Raw genomic sequence first — 14701 nt, 5'->3', positions numbered from 1 at the left:
CCTGGCGATGGATCAATAGCGGGGCTCGACAGCAACAGGTCCCGCAGGCATAACCATCGGCAATCTGCCGGTGGAGGTGCGTATGTTCAAATGGGTGGTTCTGCTGATTGTCCTCGCGGCGGGTGCGGCGTGGCTGATGAAACCCGGTGAAGCCGCCTTTGACGACATGCTGCGGGCAGAGCTTCAGCACCGGATCGCGACCGAGGATATCGGTCAGCAGGGTGACCCGATCGCAGCCATCGCCCTTGTTGCCTGCAAGCTCAGCCCGTCCGATTGCTTTTCGATGGTTCGCGACGGGTTGGACGTGTCGGTCGAGGACCGAGTGCTTTACACCCGTATCCGTGCCGAAGGTTTCGGGAAGCGCACCGTCTGTACCGGGGTCTTCACGAAGCTGATGTGCCAAGAAGCGGGCGAGGAATAACTGCCCCAGCGCAATCTAAGGCTTCGGCACCCCGTAGCGCCGCCGCACCGTCCCGGGCCGGTCTGCGAGCGCAAGTCGGGCGTCATTGCGGCTGCGGCGCGAGATGACCTTGCCCTTTGAAACCACCGCCAGCCTCTCGGCACGGAGCCTCAGCGCCTCGGTCGGGTTGCCCGCGTCAAGGATCACCAGCGAAGCGACATCGCCCTTATTCAGGCCATAGCCCTCCAGCCCCATGATCCGGGCATTGTCCTCCGTCACCATGCGGAAGCAGCGGGCCATCTCCTCGGGATGGGTCATCTGGGCCACGTGCAGGCCCATGAAGGCCACGTCCAGCATGTCGGCGGTGCCGAGCGAATACCAAGGGTCCAGAACGCAGTCCTGCCCCCAGCCGACGGTGATGCCATGGGCCTGCATCTCTTTCACCCGTGTCAGGCCGCGCCGCTTCGGGTAGGTGTCGTGGCGGCCTTGAAGGGTGATGTTGATCAGGGGATTGGGGATGGCGGTCATGCCGCTTTCGGCGATCAGAGGCAGGAGTTTGGACACATAGTAATTGTCCATCGAATGCATTGAGGTCAGATGGCTGCCTGCGGCCCTGCCACCCAACCCATGACGCGTGACCTCACGTGCGAGCGTCTCCACATGGCGGCTCATCGGGTCGTCGGTTTCGTCGCAATGAACGTCGATCATTAGTCCGCGTTCGGCAGAGATGCGGCATAGGTCGCGCATGGATTCCGCGCCTTCTTCCATCGTGCGTTCGAAATGCGGGATGCCGCCGACGACATCCACGCCCATGTCAAGCGCGCGGATCACGTTCTCGCGCCCGGTCTTCGTGCGGTAGAGCCCGTCCTGCGGGAAGGCCACGAGTTGCAGGTCGATGTAGCCTGCGACGCGGCGTTTCACCTCCAGCATCGCCTCGACTCCGCGAAGGTGGTCCGGCGTCGTATCAACATGGGTGCGGATCGCCAGAAGCCCCATCGAGGCCGCCCAGTCGCAATAGGTCAGCGCGCGGGCGATCATCTCATCCACCGTTGCGATCTCGCGCAGCTCGCCCCAAAGCGAGATGCCCTCCAAAAGCGTGCCCGACGCGTTCACGCGCGGCAGGCCGTAGCTGAGCGTCGCGTCCATGTGGAAATGCGGGTCGACGAAGGGGGGCGAGACGAGGTCGCCGGTCGCGTCGATCACCTCGCTTGCGTCGCCTTCGACGCGTCCGGTCGCGGCGATCCGGTCGCCCGCAATGGCGATATCGGACACCGTGCCATCCGGCAGCGTGCCGCCTTTGATCAGAAGGTCGAACATCACCGCTCCCCCTTGTTGAACGGAACCATCAGCGCGGCAGGCACCTCGGCGCGGCGCGACATGAGGATGAGGGCAAGGATGGATAGCACATAGGGCACCATCAGGAAGACCTGATAGGGCACCACCGCCCCCATCGGCGTCTGTTGCAGCCGAACCTGAAGCGCGTCGAAGCCTGCAAAGAGGAGTGCACCGAGAAGCGCCTTGCCCGGCCGCCATGCGCCGAAGACGACGAGCGCGATGCAGATCCAGCCGCGCCCGTTGACCATTTCGAAGAAGAAGCTCGAGAAGGCCGACATGGTCAGGAAGGCCCCGCCGATTGCCATCAGGCCCGATCCGACGATCACCGCCCCCATGCGGATCGCGGTGACGGAAAGCCCCTGCGCCTCGACCGAGGCGGGGTTTTCGCCTGCGGCCCGCAGGGCAAGGCCAAGTGGTGTGCGGTAGAGGATGAGCGAGACTACGATGACGAGGATGAAGGCCAGATAGGTCAGTGCGGTCTGGGAAAAGAGCGCGGGCCCAAGCAGGGGGATGTCCGATAGAACCGGGATTTCCCATGGCTGGAAGGGCGTGATCTTTGGCGGCGAGGTGACCTCGGGCAGCGACAGGCGGTAGGCAAAACTAGCCGTAGCCGTGGCCAGCAATGTGACGCCAAGGCCCACGACATGCTGCGAGAGCCCGAAGGGCACCGTCAGCGTCGCGTGCAGAAGGCCGAAGAGCATCCCCGCCAGCATGGCAACCCCGACCCCGACCCAGAGCCCGGTTCCCAGATAGACCGCCATCCAGCCCGCGAAGGCGCCGATCACCATGATCCCCTCGATCCCAAGGTTCAGCACGCCCGCGCGTTCGCAGATGAGTTCCCCCAAAGTCGCGAAGATCAGGGGCGAAGCGATGCGGATCACGGCGGCCCAGAAGGTGGCGGAGAGGAGGATGTCGAGAAGGTCCATCAGCGCCACCTGATCCGGGTTGTCGTGAGTTTCAGCGCCAGAACCATGGTCAGAAGCGCCGTCGCCATGAGGATATCGGCAATGTAAGTCGGCACCCCCGCCGCGCGGCTCATGCTGTCGGCACCAACAAAGACGCCCGCGACGAAGATGGCCGAGATAACGACGCCAAGGGGGTTCAGAAGCGCCAGCATCGCGACGATGATGCCGGTGTAGCCAAAGCCAGGCGAGAGGTCCAAGGTCAGGTTGCCCTTCAGCCCTGCAACCTCGGAAAACCCGGCAAGGGCGGCGAGCCCACCCGAGAGAAGTGCGGTCTTGACCATGACCTTGCCGACCGGAATGCCAGCGAACCGCGCGGCCTCGGCATTGAGGCCCACGGCGCGGATTTCATAGCCCAGTGTCGTGCGGGTCTGGATCACCCAGACCGCGAGGGCCGAGAGGATCGCCAAAGCAAAGCCCCAGTGCAGCCGCAGCCCCTCGACAATGCGCGGCAGGCGCGCGGCCTTGTCGAGCGCGGGGGATTTGGGCCAGCCCATCCCCATCGGGTCCTTCATCGGCCCTTCCAGCAGGTAGGAGACGAAGAGCAGCATGATGAAGTTGAAAAGCAGCGTGGTGACGACCTCATCGACGCCCAGACGTGTTTTCATCAACACCGGCCCAAGAAGGATCAGCGCCCCGGTCAGCATTGCTGCAACGGCAATGACCGGGATCAGCAACGCGGAGGGCAGGGGCAGCGCGCCGGTTCCGAGCAGGACGGTGACGATCGCCCCGCCGTAAAGCTGCGCCTCGGCGCCGATATTCCACAACTTGGCCCGGAAAGCGACCGCGACGGCAAGGCCGGTGAAGATCAGGGGCGTGGCGCGGTTCAGCGTCTCCAGAAGCGCGAATTTCGACCCCGCCGCGCCTTTCAGGATCAGGCCGAGCGTGGCGAAAGGGTTGGCACCCGCCAGAAGCGCGAGGGCCGAGGCGATGAGCACCGTCAGCGCCAGCGCCCCGGCGGGCAGGCCAAAGCGGCGCAGGGCCGTGGGATTGGGAATCGGTTCAAGCCGCATCGGCCCCCCCTTCAAAACCCTGCCCGGCCATCCAGACGCCAAGTTCGGCAGGCGTCTTTGAGCCGCGCGGGAAGGCGGGTGACAGGTGGCCTTCGTAGATGACGTGGATCACGTCAGAAAGCGCCATGACCTCGTCCAGATCCTCCGAGATCAGCAGGACCGCTGCGCCCGCGTCGCGCGCCGCGATCAGGCGGTTGTGGACGAAGGTGACCGCACCGATGTCGAGGCCGCGCACCGGCTGATTGGCAAGGATGATCTTCGGGCCCGCCTCCAGCGCGCGGCCAAGGATCAGCTTCTGCATATTGCCGCCCGATAGTAGCCGGATCGCGGCCCCGGGGCCCGGGCAGCGGACATCGTAGGTTTCGATGATCTTTCTCGCGAACCCTTCGGCAGCGGACCAGTCCATCCAGCCCTTCCGGCTGTAGGGGGCGTTTTCATAGCTCTCCAGAACCGCGTTTTCGGTCAGCGAGAAATCGGCGACCGTGCCGGTTTTGTGACGATCCTCGGGGATACGGGCGATTCCGGCGGCGAGGGCTGCGCGGGGCGACCAGTCGCCGGAACGGGCAGGATGAAGCTCCATCTGACCGCTGGTCGGCACCTCAAGTCCGCCAATCAGGTCGGCGAGTGCCGACTGGCCGTTGCCCGAGACGCCGGCTAGGCCAATGATCTGTCCTGCGCGCAGGGTCAGGTCCACACCTGCAAGACCCGGCGCATTGCCCCGCGGCGCGGTGCGAATCCCGCTCAGCGTCATCAGCGCCGCCCCCGGCGCGCGCTCGGCCAGTTTCGGCGCGGTGATCTCGGCGCCCACCATCATCTCCGCCAGTTTGTGGCGATCCGTGTCAGAGGTCGCAACCTCGCCAACCAGCTTTCCGTGCCTCAGTACAAGCACGCGCGAGGAGATTGCCATCACCTCGTTCAGCTTGTGCGATATGAAGATGATCGACAGGCCGAGCGCCACGGCCTTTCTAAGTGTGTCGAAAAGCGCCGTGGTTTCCTGCGGCGTCAGGACGGCGGTCGGTTCGTCGAGAATCAGGATGCGGGCATCGCGGTAGAGCGCCTTCAGGATCTCCACGCGCTGTCGTTCGCCGACCGACAGCGTCCCGACCTTGGCATCGGGATGGACCGATAAGCCGAAATCAGCAGAGAGCTTCTGTACCTTCGCCTTCGCAGCGCGGGCGTTCAGGCGGTTGGACAGAAGCGATCCGGTGCCCAGAAGGATGTTTTCCAGCACCGTCATGTTGTCGGCGAGCGTGAAATGCTGATGCACCATCCCAACCCCGGCTGCCAATGCCGCGCGCGGATGGCCGGGGGGCAGGGGCTGGCCAAAGACCTCCACGGCTCCCTCATCGGCGGTGTAATGGCCGAAAAGGATGTTCATCAGCGTCGTCTTGCCCGCGCCGTTTTCACCGAGAAGGGCGATGACCTCGCCCTTCTTCAGGTCGAAACTGATTGCGTTGTTGGCCACCAGCGGTCCGAACCGCTTGGTGATGCCGTCGAGGCGGAGGACAACCTCCGCCCCCTCGCGCCCCACCATCAGGACGACGTCGGTTCTTCGTCGTTGATCTCGACGGTGAAGCTGCCATCCCGGATCGCGGCCTCACGTTCGGCCACCAGCGCCATTGCTGCCTCAGGCACCTTGCCCTCGAACGTGCCAAGGGGGGCGAGCGAGCAGCCGCCTTCCTTCAAGAAGGAATAGGTGCCGTAATTGTCGGCCGTGAAGCTGCCGTCGGCGACCTTGGCCAAAGCCGCGTTCAGCGTCGGCTCGAAATGCCAGAGCGCCGAGGCGACGACGGTTTCGGGATAATCCGCTTGCGTGTCGATCACATTACCGACGGCGAGAATTCCGCGTTCCTGCGCGGCGTCGGAGACGCCGAAGCGTTCAGCGTAGAGCAGGTCCGCGCCGCCATCGATCATCGCGAAGGCAGTCTCCTTGGCCTTGGGCGGATCGAACCACGACCCGATGAACGACACCTGGAAGGTCGCGTCCGCGCGCATCTCGCGCACACCGGCCATGAAGGCATGGATCAGCCGGTTGACCTCCGGGATGGGGAAGCCGCCGACAATGCCGATATTGCCGGACTGGGTCATCGCACCCGCGATAATCCCGGAAAGATAGCTCGCATCCTGGATGTAGTTGTCGAAAACGGAAAGGTTCGGCAAAGCCGGGTCATGCAGGAAGCTTGAGCCCAATAGGAACGCGGTTTCGGGATAGTCGGCCACGACTTCGCGCGCTTCCTGCTCCACCCCGAAAATCTCGCCGATGATAAGCTTGTAACCCTGTTCGGCATATTCCCGCATGACGCGAGGATAGTCGGTATTAGCGGTGTTCTCGGTGTAGGTATATTCGGCTGCACCCGCCGCCACTGCGGCCTCGGCCGCGACATGGATGCGGCTCACCCATTGCTGTTCTACGGGCACAGTGTAGATGCCTGCGACCTTGATCGGGTCGGCGGCGAAGGCCCGCTTCGGCAGCCCGACGAGCCCCGTTGCAGCGGCCCCAGCAGCCGTCGCCATAAGATGCCGCCGGTTCAGCCCGGCCGGTTTGATCCTTGCAGTCATAGTCAGCCCCCTGTCGGTTGTTGCAGTCCTCGGTCCTAAATTTTATCAATTGGTAAAGTTTTTTAGGATTCGCGCAAGAAAATTCTGAATGCGATTTCAGACGCCGACATAGGTCGCGAATTGTGACGCGCTGGGCGTAAGGTCGCCCGCCTGTACCGTCTCGGCGATACTGCCCCCAACGGTAAAGGCGATCCTGTCAGCGACCGACAGGGCCGCATCCACGCGTTGTTCGACCAGCACCGTCGCCACCCCGGTTTCCTTCAGCGCCACGACCGTGTCGCGGATCAGCGCGATCATCGAGGGTTGTAGGCCCTCGGTCGGCTCGTCCAGCAGCAGGACCTTGGGTTCCAGACACAGCGCGCGGGCAATGGCCAGCATCTGCTGCTCGCCCCCCGACAAAGTGCGGGACATCTGCCCCATGCGTTCACGCAGGCGCGGGAAGAGGTCGAGCACATGGTCGCGCACCCGCGCGCCCCTCCCCCGTGTCATCAGCCCGACCTCGATATTCTCGGCCACGGTCAGATCACCGAAAAGCCGCCGCCCTTGGGGCACATAGCCAATCCCGTGGCGCGGCACTTCATGGGCGGGCAAGCCCTCGATCTGGGTTCCGTCAAGCTCGATCGCCCCGGCGCTCGCCCGGACCTGCCCCATGATCGTCTTCAGCGCTGTGGACTTGCCCGCGCCATTGCGGCCCATTAGGCACAGAACCTCCCCCGCCGCGACCGACAGCGTCAGCCCGCGCAGCACCCGCACCGCGCCGTAGCCTGCCTCGATGCCGTCGAGCTTAAGCATTCAGCCCCCCAGATAGGCGGTCTGTACCGCCTTGTCGGCCCGGATTGCCTCTGGCGTGCCGGTCGCCAGAACCTCGCCGAAATTCAGGACCGTGATGCGCTGGGCGAGGTCCATGACCACATCCATATTGTGTTCGATCAGCAGGACAGTCGCCTCGGGCACAACGCCGCGCACGATGTCCTTGAAACTCTCGATCTCGCCTTGTGCCAGCCCTTGCGTCGGCTCGTCGAGGATCAGCAGTTTTGGCTTCAGTCCCAGCCCCATGGCTACTTCCAGCAGCCGCTGGTGGCCGTAGCTCAGTGTCCCTGCCGTCTGATCGGCGCGGTCCTGAAGGCCGACACGGGTCAGGGCCTCAATCGCATCGTCGTGCAGGCGGTGCGAATGTCGGCTTTGCACGGCCAGCGCCACGTTGTCGAAGACCGTCAGCGCGCCATAGACTTGGGTGATCTGGAACGTATAGGCGATGCCAAGGCGGACGCGGGCATGGGCGGGCAGCTTCGTGATGTCTCGCCCGTCAAAGCGGATTGTACCGGACTGCACCGGGATGCGGCCTGAAAGAAGGCTGACAAATGTCGTCTTGCCTGCGCCGTTTGGGCCGATCAAGGCGTGGATCTCGCCCTGATGCAGGTCGAAATCCACCCCGTCGACGGCCTTCAGCCCGTCGAAATGGCGGGTGAGCTCGCGTGCCTCCAGAAGTGTCACGGCAGCCATTTGAGCCCCCGTTCGCGAATGGTGCCTAGGATGCCTTTCGGCGCGAAGAGGATCAGAAGGACCAATGCTGCGCCGGTGACGAATTGATGGGCGTCGGTGACTGAGGACGCATAGTCAATCAGGTAGAACATCAAAAGCGCGCCGAGGAACGGGCCGATGACCGTGCCAGCGCCGCCAAGAAGGACGTAGAGCAGCGGCAGGATCGAATACTGCACTGAGGCGAGGCTGGCGCCCGCATAGCCGAACATCAGCGCATAGGCAGCGCCGGAAAGCCCCGCGTAAAGGCCCGAGATTGTCAGTGCTGTCAGTTTCACCGTGTAGGGGTTGTAGCCGAGCATGCGGCTCCGTTCCTCATTTTCGCGCATGGCCACCATGATGCGGCCGCGCGGCGAGCGGGCGAGCCAGAGGTTGACCATGAGCGCTATAGCGAAGAGCGCAAGCGCAACGAGATAGCGGGTGTTGTCGTCCGAAAGGTCGAGCGAAGCCAGAACGCGTCCGGCTTTGGGGATGACGATGCCTTCGTCACCCCTCGTATAGCTGCCGAAATAGAGAACGGTCAGATAGCCCGCCTGTGCGAACATCAAGGTCACGATCATGAAGGCGACACCGGCGGTTCTGAGCGCGAAAAGCCCCAGCGCAAAGGCCACCACGCCACCGGCAAGAAGCCCCGCGATCAGGCCGGTACCGGCGGTTCCGTCCGCGTGATAGGCCAGAAGCCCGGCGGCATAGAGCCCCGCGCCGAAGAACAGCGCATGACCGAGGCTGAGGAGCCCCGTGTAGCCGAAAGCGATATTGTAACCCATCGCGTAGATCGCCAGCACCATGATCCGGGCGATATTGGTGTGGTGATAGGCAGGCGCCACGAAGTGGAACGCCAGAAGCGCGGCGATCAGGCCCAGATGCAGGATAAGCGCCCGGTCCGCCGTCATGCCGCGCGTTTCCCGAACAGCCCCTGGGGTCTGAGGACAAGTATCAGCCCGACCGCGAGCGTGGCGACGATCTTGGCCAGCGTCGGCGCGAAGAAGGTGGAGATGACGCCGTCCCCCAGCCCGATGATCAGCGCCGCGACCAGCGTGCCGCGCAAACTGCCAAGGCCCCCGATGATCACCACGATGAAGGACAGAAGCAGCGGATCGCCCCCCATCAGGTAATGTGCCTGCTGGATCGGCACGATCAGCACGGCGGCGATGGCGGCAAGCCCCGCGCCCATCGCGAAGACGCCGGCATAGACCCGGTCTACGTTGATCCCGAAGGCGCGGGCCGTGTCGCGGTCGATCTGGGTCGCCCGCATGATCAGCCCCGCGCGGCTGTGCTTCAGGATCAGCCAGACCATTAGCAGCACCAGAGCGGCCCCGACGACGACCGCCAGCTTGTAGCCGGAATAGCCGAACCACGGCAGCTGGATGCGGAAACTCAAGGGCGCGGGCACGGGCCGCGCATCGGGGCCGAAGAAACTCAGTGCCGCCTGTTCGAAGATGTAGAGAAGGCCGATCGTCGCGACGATGGTCGCCTCGGGTTCATAGTTCAGCCGTTTCAGCACGACCGTATCGGCCACGGCCGCGATGGCGCCGACGATCAGCGGGCAGAGGATGAGCGCCACGGCAAAGGACAGGCCCGCAGGACCCGGCACCCATTGCGAGACAAACCACGCCAGCACCGCGCCCAGCATGAAGAACGCGCCATGCGCCACGTTCACCACTCGCATGATGCCGAAGACCAATGACAACCCGGACGCCGTCAGTGCAAGCACCGCGGCGGTCACAAGCCCCTCCATCAGGGCGAGAAGCAGGAAAGGTCCGAAATCCAATCGCAATTCGGGCGGGGGCTCAGCCCCGCCCGTCCCGGTATCAGAAGCTCATCGTGGTGTAGTCAACCTCGTCGGGGTAGAACCCGTCTTCCATCGAAGTCTGATGGACGCGGATAAGCTTGCCGCCCTCGACTTTGGTGATCGACTGCAGCCCAAAAGCCTGATGTGTCTTGCCATTGAAGACTTTCGGCCCCTGCGGATGGGCCTGACCTTCGGCGAAGTCGGTCATTGCCTCGATCGCCTCGACCACCTTCTGCCGGTCGGCCGGACCCTGATAGCCCGCCGCCTCCATCGCATGCTTAACGACGAAGAGCGTCTCCCAGGTCGAGAACATATGGGCGTAGGTGGCGATATCGGCGGGGTCCGCGACCGATGCGCCGTTGTCGTCCACGCCGACGGCATTGCGGTAGAAGGTCTCGTGCTCGGACGCGTCCGCTTGCTTGTAGCGCGGATGGCCCTCCCAGAAATGCGAGCCATCTAGGAATTCGAGGCCGGGCGAGTTGATATCCACCGCCTCAAGCGAGTCGATGAAGCCGAAAAGCTGCGGCCGCGCGCCTGAGCCGTAGAACTCGCCCAGTTCCTTCACGAAGGTCAGGACGGCGGGGCCGACCATAACGTGGTAGAGCACCTCGGTGTCCGACGGAATCTGCGGGAAGTAGCGGGTGAATGAGGTTTCGGTCGGCGGGATCGCAATATGCTTGATTACCTCGCCACCCTGCGCGGCGACGGCGGCGGTGAAATAGTCACGGTGATCGTGGCCGAAGGCGAAGTCGGGGAAGATCATCGTGATCTTCTTGCCGAGGTTGGAGGTCACGAAGGGCGCCATGCCCTGCACCTGGCTTTTCACATCGGTGATGCCGGGCTGCATGGTCCAGCGGTTTAACATGCCCGAAGCGACGTGGTGACCTTCCGAACAGACGAGATAGGGCACTTTCAGCTCGCCCGCGCGGGGGGCAGAGCCGATCACGACGTGGCTGAACAGCGTACCCATCACCAGATCGCAGTTCGACTGGGTGGTGAGTTTCTCGACCACTTCCGAACCGCGCTTGGGATCGGTGCCGTCGTCCTCAAAGACCAGTTCAACGGGGCGGCCATTGATGCCGCCGCCTTCGTTAAGCACATTCAGCGCGGCGGTTGCGGTGCGTTCGTACCAGCGGCCATAGGAGGCGCCGATGCCGGTGCGGTGAAGCTGAAAGCCGATGCGGATCGGCTCGGACGACTGGGCTTGCGCGAAGCGCGCGCCGAGGCCCGTGGTCAAGAGGGCGCCGCCAGCGGCCATGCCCGTCAGAACCGAGCGACGGGTCGGGTTCAGGGGGGTTGATTTGTTTGACATCAAACATCTCCGCTGTTGTAAATAAGTGGTTTGCGCCGATTTTTGCCACGGCTTTCGTGTTTCTGTCGTAACGGAACACGGAGTCGCGCCATAATGCAACTCTTTCTTATCCGGCGGTCGGGGCAGAAAGCAGCCAGAGGCCGAACACCGTATAGCCGACCATCAGGAGTGTCATCGGAAGATGCGCCCGGAACCCACTCGCGCCGGGAATGCGGTCGGTCAGTTTCAGGTTAAGCATTACGGCCAGAAGATGTGCTCCGAGGATCGTGGAAAACTGCGCCGTCCAGATCGTCAATACACCGGAATGTGTCGCCAGGAACCCGAACGAAACCCAATGATCTGGCAGGCCAAGCAGTTGCCAGTTGCGCCCGAAGGGATCGTTAAGTGCGGCAATCGCATATTGCCCGTTGGTCAGAAGCGCGATGAGGTAATGCGCAACGTGGTAGCCTGCGGCTATCGGCAGGAAGGAAAGCATCACCGGTCCTGTGGCCTGGCTGAACGCACCCTTTGGCAGACCGGCCCGGATTGCCCCTAGAATCAGCGCGATGCTGACGCCCCAGAAGCCGATCAATGCGACGGAGTTGATGCCCCAGACCGCCGAGCGACCGGGGAATTCCAGGGGGTTGATGCCTAGCAATGCCAGCCAGCGGAACGTCTCGGAAAGCCCGTCGAAGCTGACTGAAGCAAGAACCAACGTGACGAAGGCTATGGTGGATGGTGAAAGCGGCGCGAGTCGAAGGACCTGCACCCCGGGCAGCCCCGCCATGACCTTCAGCCGCGCGCCTTCATGTTCGGCCCAGAAGGGGGCGATGCGGCCGATTATCGCGAAATAGACGGTCAGGAACTCACCCTGTTCCAGCCAGCCCTCGCCCTCAAGCACCGCCAGTGCAAGGATCAGGAGGTAATAGCCCGCAGCGGCACGGGCGAGCACATAGGGATCGGCGGGGGCGAGCGAGACGATCTCGAACCAGGCAAAACCCAGGTAGCCGATAACGGCGGGCCAGTGGCCGAGGCGGGTTAGTCCGATGCCGCCGGTGCGTCCGATCATCCGTCTTAGGGTGCGGACGGGGCCGCTCCAGGGCTCGATGTCGCGCCAGAGATTGCCGAAAAGGACGCAGGCCAGCGTGAGCCCGACCCACAGCACCGTCCAGACGGTCAGCGGCAGAAGGTTGGTCAGGGGATCGCGCGTGCCCCAGATGCCGGTCGCGATCAGTGCCCAGAAGGCGAGCGCGGCAATCCAGCTTGCCGCTGTCCGGGAAAGCACGACCCTCCGTTCGAACAGAAGCCGCGCACCGAAGCGCGGCAGACGCCCGGCCATCAGTCCGGCACCGGCCGTCAGCGCCACGGCGATGCCAGCGCCGATCATGTACCAGCCGGTGGGAAGGGTCAGGATCACCATGCGTTCCGAGGCATGGGCCAAAGCGGCACCGGGAATCAGCGCCAGGCAGACGGCAAGTCGCCGCATCAGCGCAGGCCGTCCTCGCCCTTGATCTGATGCGCCTCCAGCCCGCCCATCCGCGAATGCACGCGGGGGCCCTTTGCCATGCAAAGCGCAAAGACGATCTCATCCGGTTTCGGCCCGTCCGGCACCATCACCGTCATCGTGTCGAAATGGCTGCGCACATAGGCCGCGTTGATATGGGCGAGCGGCAGGTCGAGCGTGGTGCCCGCCGCGCCGACCTTCTTCGCCGAGGGCACGATCGCCTTGCTCTCCCCCAATAGCGCCCGCATCCCGTAGCCGCCCGGCGCATGCCATAGCGCGCCATGTTCCAGTTCGCCGTTCAGCCCGACAAGCGCGCCTTTGCCATAGGAATCAATGCCATCGGGACCGCCAAGCGCTTCGATCAGGCGTTTGCCCATGGTCAAAGCGAGCGGCTTCAGATCCTCCATTGCCGGTTGCAGATCGGGTTCGTAGCGGCCGGCAAATGGGTTCGAAACAACTGCAAGAACAGCCGCCCGCTGGCGTGGATTGGTCGCCTCGGGCCCGCCATCGTGATGGGTTTCGTCAAGGGCAAGACAGAGTTTGCGAAGTCGGAAATCGGCCACGGGATCGGCTCCTTCTGAATTGGGCCGACCCTGCCGCAACCCGATCCGCATGGCAATGCCGTCGTTCGGCTGCCTCGATATTTCAGAGAGGTTAACGATCTGCCTGCAGGCAGGTGTGATGAAGAGTTAAGTATTTATAATAAAATAAAAACAACGATCTGCAAAGCGTCGGCAAAGTGTCGGCAAAACGTATGGCAACCGTGAGCGGGACGAGTTGTGTTTTGCGCGGGTCAGCGAAGCCTATCCGGGGGCGGTGATCGTCAGGGTGACGGGCGCAAGCCCCTCCACCTCACCGTGCAGCACGTCACCCGGACTGACGGGGCCAACGCCCGCAGGCGTTCCGGTGAAGATCAGGTCGCCCGGTTGCAGGTGATAGAGTGTCGAGAGATGGGCGATCAGTTCGGTCACCGACCAGACCATGTCGGACAGTTGCGCCTGCTGTACCGGTTTGCCGTTCAGGTGCAGAGAGATCGCCTGCGGCCCCGGCGCGCCGAACTCCCCGGCGCGGGTGATCGGCCCGATCACGGCGGCATTTTCGAAATCCTTGCCGGTATCCCAGGGGCGGCGCTTGTCCTTCGCCGCGCCTTGCAGATCACGGCGGGTCATGTCGAGGCCAGCCGCATAGCCGAGGACCAGCCCCATGGCGTCGGCCTCCGCCACGCGGAAACCGGGCGCGCCGATGGCGACGACGAACTCCATCTCGTGGTGAAAATCGGCGGTGCCGGGCGGGTAGGGGATGGTCGAACCTGATCCGATCAGATGGGCAGGCGATTTGGTGAAATAGAAGGGGGCTTCGCGGTCGACCTCGTGCCCCATTTCCTTGGCGTGGTCGGCATAGTTGCGCCCGACGCAGAAGATGCGGGTAACGGGAAAGGCGGCATCCTCGTCCCGCAGCGGGACGGTAACCGGTTCGGAGGCGGGGAAAAGAAGCTTTGTCATTCGCCGTAATCCACCAATTGTGTCCCGCCACCACCGCCATTCCAGCACCGGCCGCGCTCCACCGGTGGTGGAGCGCACGCTAAGTCACCGGCGTTCCGGGATGATCAGAATGCCTTCAGATACGTAACCTTGACGCTCTTCGCCTCATACTGCGGTTCGTAGCTGAACCCGAAACCGTCGTCAGGCCTTACAAGCGTATCGCTGAAATCGTCGTAGATCGCTTCGACCCGCAATGCCGAGCCGCTCGCCAAGTCGCGCTGTACGCCGAGGCTCGCTGTCAGGCCCCCGGAAATCCCGCGATCCGTTGTGAACGAACTGGTCGCGCCCTGACCGATCACGACACCGTAGCCGGCCGTCCCGAACAGCTCATAGCCGTTTGCGAACGTATGCCCGACAACGCCACGTAACCGGAAGACGGCGCTTCTTGTGCAATAATACGGGCCGAATGCCACCGATGCGCAGGGCGTACCGATGAATTCAAGCTCGTCATCGAGAAAGATGTCGGCATCGAGTTCCGGTCCGAAAAAGAACTGCGCCTTTTCAGAGCGGTATCCCAGCGTCATGCCAAATGCTGCGCCTTCGTCCTCGGACGTGATACCAAAGAGATTGTCAAACGACTCCACCGAGCCATAGGACAGGCCGATCCCGCCATAAAGTCCTTCTTCAGCCTGTACGCCGGTTGCGGTCATCACTGCCAGCATGGTTGCGGTCATCATCCGCAATGTTTTTCCGTTTTTCACGTCATTTTCCCTTCGCCCCAATCCTTTGACGCTGTTACGACGGACGAAGGCGCAGCGCTACTGC

At 63.4% G+C, this 14701-nt stretch carries 15 protein-coding genes; 1 reads left to right on the top strand and 14 read right to left on the bottom strand.

Annotated elements, in window-relative coordinates:
• Positions 1–82: 82 nt before the first annotated feature.
• Positions 83–421: a hypothetical protein gene (locus OEZ71_RS07795; RefSeq protein ID WP_263739382.1), complete on the top strand. Its 339-nt coding sequence runs from the start codon at positions 83–85 to the stop codon at positions 419–421.
• 15 nt (positions 422–436) lie between these two features.
• On the opposite strand, the gene OEZ71_RS07790 is transcribed toward OEZ71_RS07795, so the two are convergent.
• From OEZ71_RS07790 to OEZ71_RS07725, 14 genes are all read right to left on the bottom strand, one after another.
• Positions 437–1717 (bottom strand): amidohydrolase family protein, encoded by a 1281-nt coding sequence (locus tag OEZ71_RS07790; protein WP_263739381.1) that lies wholly within the window; start codon positions 1715–1717, stop codon positions 437–439.
• On the bottom strand, positions 1717–2661 hold the full coding sequence (locus OEZ71_RS07785; protein WP_263739985.1) for an ABC transporter permease: 945 nt from the start codon (positions 2659–2661) through the stop codon (positions 1717–1719). The genes OEZ71_RS07790 and OEZ71_RS07785 overlap by 1 nt, the downstream gene beginning before the upstream one ends.
• Entirely contained in the window at positions 2661–3710 is a 1050-nt protein-coding gene (locus tag OEZ71_RS07780; RefSeq protein ID WP_263739380.1) for an ABC transporter permease, read from the bottom strand. The genes OEZ71_RS07785 and OEZ71_RS07780 overlap by 1 nt, the downstream gene beginning before the upstream one ends.
• On the bottom strand, positions 3700–5244 hold the full coding sequence (locus OEZ71_RS07775; protein ID WP_263739379.1) for an ABC transporter ATP-binding protein: 1545 nt from the start codon (positions 5242–5244) through the stop codon (positions 3700–3702). Before OEZ71_RS07775 ends, OEZ71_RS07780 begins: the two co-directional genes overlap by 11 nt.
• Positions 5244–6269 carry a BMP family protein gene (locus OEZ71_RS07770; RefSeq protein WP_263739378.1) on the bottom strand — a complete coding sequence of 342 codons (1026 nt, stop codon included), beginning with the start codon at positions 6267–6269 and terminating at the stop codon, positions 5244–5246. Before OEZ71_RS07770 ends, OEZ71_RS07775 begins: the two co-directional genes overlap by 1 nt.
• 96 nt (positions 6270–6365) lie before the next feature.
• Positions 6366–7061 (bottom strand): ABC transporter ATP-binding protein, encoded by a 696-nt coding sequence (locus OEZ71_RS07765; protein WP_263739377.1) that lies wholly within the window; start codon positions 7059–7061, stop codon positions 6366–6368.
• Complete coding sequence (locus OEZ71_RS07760) at positions 7062–7763, bottom strand: ABC transporter ATP-binding protein (protein WP_263739984.1); 702 nt, start codon at positions 7761–7763, stop codon at positions 7062–7064. It lies immediately after the preceding gene.
• On the bottom strand, positions 7760–8701 hold the full coding sequence (locus OEZ71_RS07755) for a branched-chain amino acid ABC transporter permease (protein WP_263739376.1): 942 nt from the start codon (positions 8699–8701) through the stop codon (positions 7760–7762). The genes OEZ71_RS07760 and OEZ71_RS07755 overlap by 4 nt, the downstream gene beginning before the upstream one ends.
• Entirely contained in the window at positions 8698–9579 is an 882-nt protein-coding gene (locus OEZ71_RS07750; protein ID WP_263739375.1) for a branched-chain amino acid ABC transporter permease, read from the bottom strand. The genes OEZ71_RS07755 and OEZ71_RS07750 overlap by 4 nt, the downstream gene beginning before the upstream one ends.
• 40 nt (positions 9580–9619) lie before the next feature.
• The gene (locus OEZ71_RS07745; protein WP_263739374.1) at positions 9620–10912 is read right to left on the bottom strand and encodes an ABC transporter substrate-binding protein; all 1293 of its coding nucleotides are present in this window, start codon (positions 10910–10912) and stop codon (positions 9620–9622) included.
• Positions 10913–11018: 106 nt separating this feature from the next.
• Positions 11019–12377 carry a hypothetical protein gene (locus tag OEZ71_RS07740; RefSeq protein ID WP_263739373.1) on the bottom strand — a complete coding sequence of 453 codons (1359 nt, stop codon included), beginning with the start codon at positions 12375–12377 and terminating at the stop codon, positions 11019–11021.
• On the bottom strand, positions 12377–12958 hold the full coding sequence (locus OEZ71_RS07735; protein ID WP_263739372.1) for an amino acid synthesis family protein: 582 nt from the start codon (positions 12956–12958) through the stop codon (positions 12377–12379). The genes OEZ71_RS07740 and OEZ71_RS07735 overlap by 1 nt, the downstream gene beginning before the upstream one ends.
• 240 nt (positions 12959–13198) lie before the next feature.
• Entirely contained in the window at positions 13199–13897 is a 699-nt protein-coding gene (locus tag OEZ71_RS07730) for a fumarylacetoacetate hydrolase family protein (protein WP_263739371.1), read from the bottom strand.
• 104 nt (positions 13898–14001) lie between these two features.
• Positions 14002–14619 (bottom strand): outer membrane protein, encoded by a 618-nt coding sequence (locus tag OEZ71_RS07725; RefSeq protein ID WP_263739370.1) that lies wholly within the window; start codon positions 14617–14619, stop codon positions 14002–14004.
• Positions 14620–14701: the final 82 nt, after the last annotated feature.

Origin of the sequence: Albidovulum litorale (genome assembly GCF_025751495.1) — a bacterium.
In the GTDB taxonomy this organism is placed as follows: domain Bacteria; phylum Pseudomonadota; class Alphaproteobacteria; order Rhodobacterales; family Rhodobacteraceae; genus Albidovulum; species Albidovulum litorale.
This window is presented reverse-complemented; position numbering and strand designations above follow the sequence as displayed.

What these genes read in the sequence shown, in the direction of transcription:
- OEZ71_RS07795 (WP_263739382.1), top strand. Translation starts at nt 83, where the DNA reads ATGTTCAAATGGGTGGTTCTGCTGATTGTCCTCGCGGCGGGTGCGGCG.
- OEZ71_RS07790 (WP_263739381.1), bottom strand. Translation starts at nt 1,717, where the DNA reads ATGTTCGACCTTCTGATCAAAGGCGGCACGCTGCCGGATGGCACGGTG.
- OEZ71_RS07785 (WP_263739985.1), bottom strand. Translation starts at nt 2,661, where the DNA reads ATGGACCTTCTCGACATCCTCCTCTCCGCCACCTTCTGGGCCGCCGTG.
- OEZ71_RS07780 (WP_263739380.1), bottom strand. Translation starts at nt 3,710, where the DNA reads ATGCGGCTTGAACCGATTCCCAATCCCACGGCCCTGCGCCGCTTTGGC.
- OEZ71_RS07775 (WP_263739379.1), bottom strand. Translation starts at nt 5,244, where the DNA reads ATGGTGGGGCGCGAGGGGGCGGAGGTTGTCCTCCGCCTCGACGGCATC.
- OEZ71_RS07770 (WP_263739378.1), bottom strand. Translation starts at nt 6,269, where the DNA reads ATGACTGCAAGGATCAAACCGGCCGGGCTGAACCGGCGGCATCTTATG.
- OEZ71_RS07765 (WP_263739377.1), bottom strand. Translation starts at nt 7,061, where the DNA reads ATGCTTAAGCTCGACGGCATCGAGGCAGGCTACGGCGCGGTGCGGGTG.
- OEZ71_RS07755 (WP_263739376.1), bottom strand. Translation starts at nt 8,701, where the DNA reads ATGACGGCGGACCGGGCGCTTATCCTGCATCTGGGCCTGATCGCCGCG.
- OEZ71_RS07745 (WP_263739374.1), bottom strand. Translation starts at nt 10,912, where the DNA reads ATGTCAAACAAATCAACCCCCCTGAACCCGACCCGTCGCTCGGTTCTG.
- OEZ71_RS07740 (WP_263739373.1), bottom strand. Translation starts at nt 12,377, where the DNA reads ATGCGGCGACTTGCCGTCTGCCTGGCGCTGATTCCCGGTGCCGCTTTG.
- OEZ71_RS07730 (WP_263739371.1), bottom strand. Translation starts at nt 13,897, where the DNA reads ATGACAAAGCTTCTTTTCCCCGCCTCCGAACCGGTTACCGTCCCGCTG.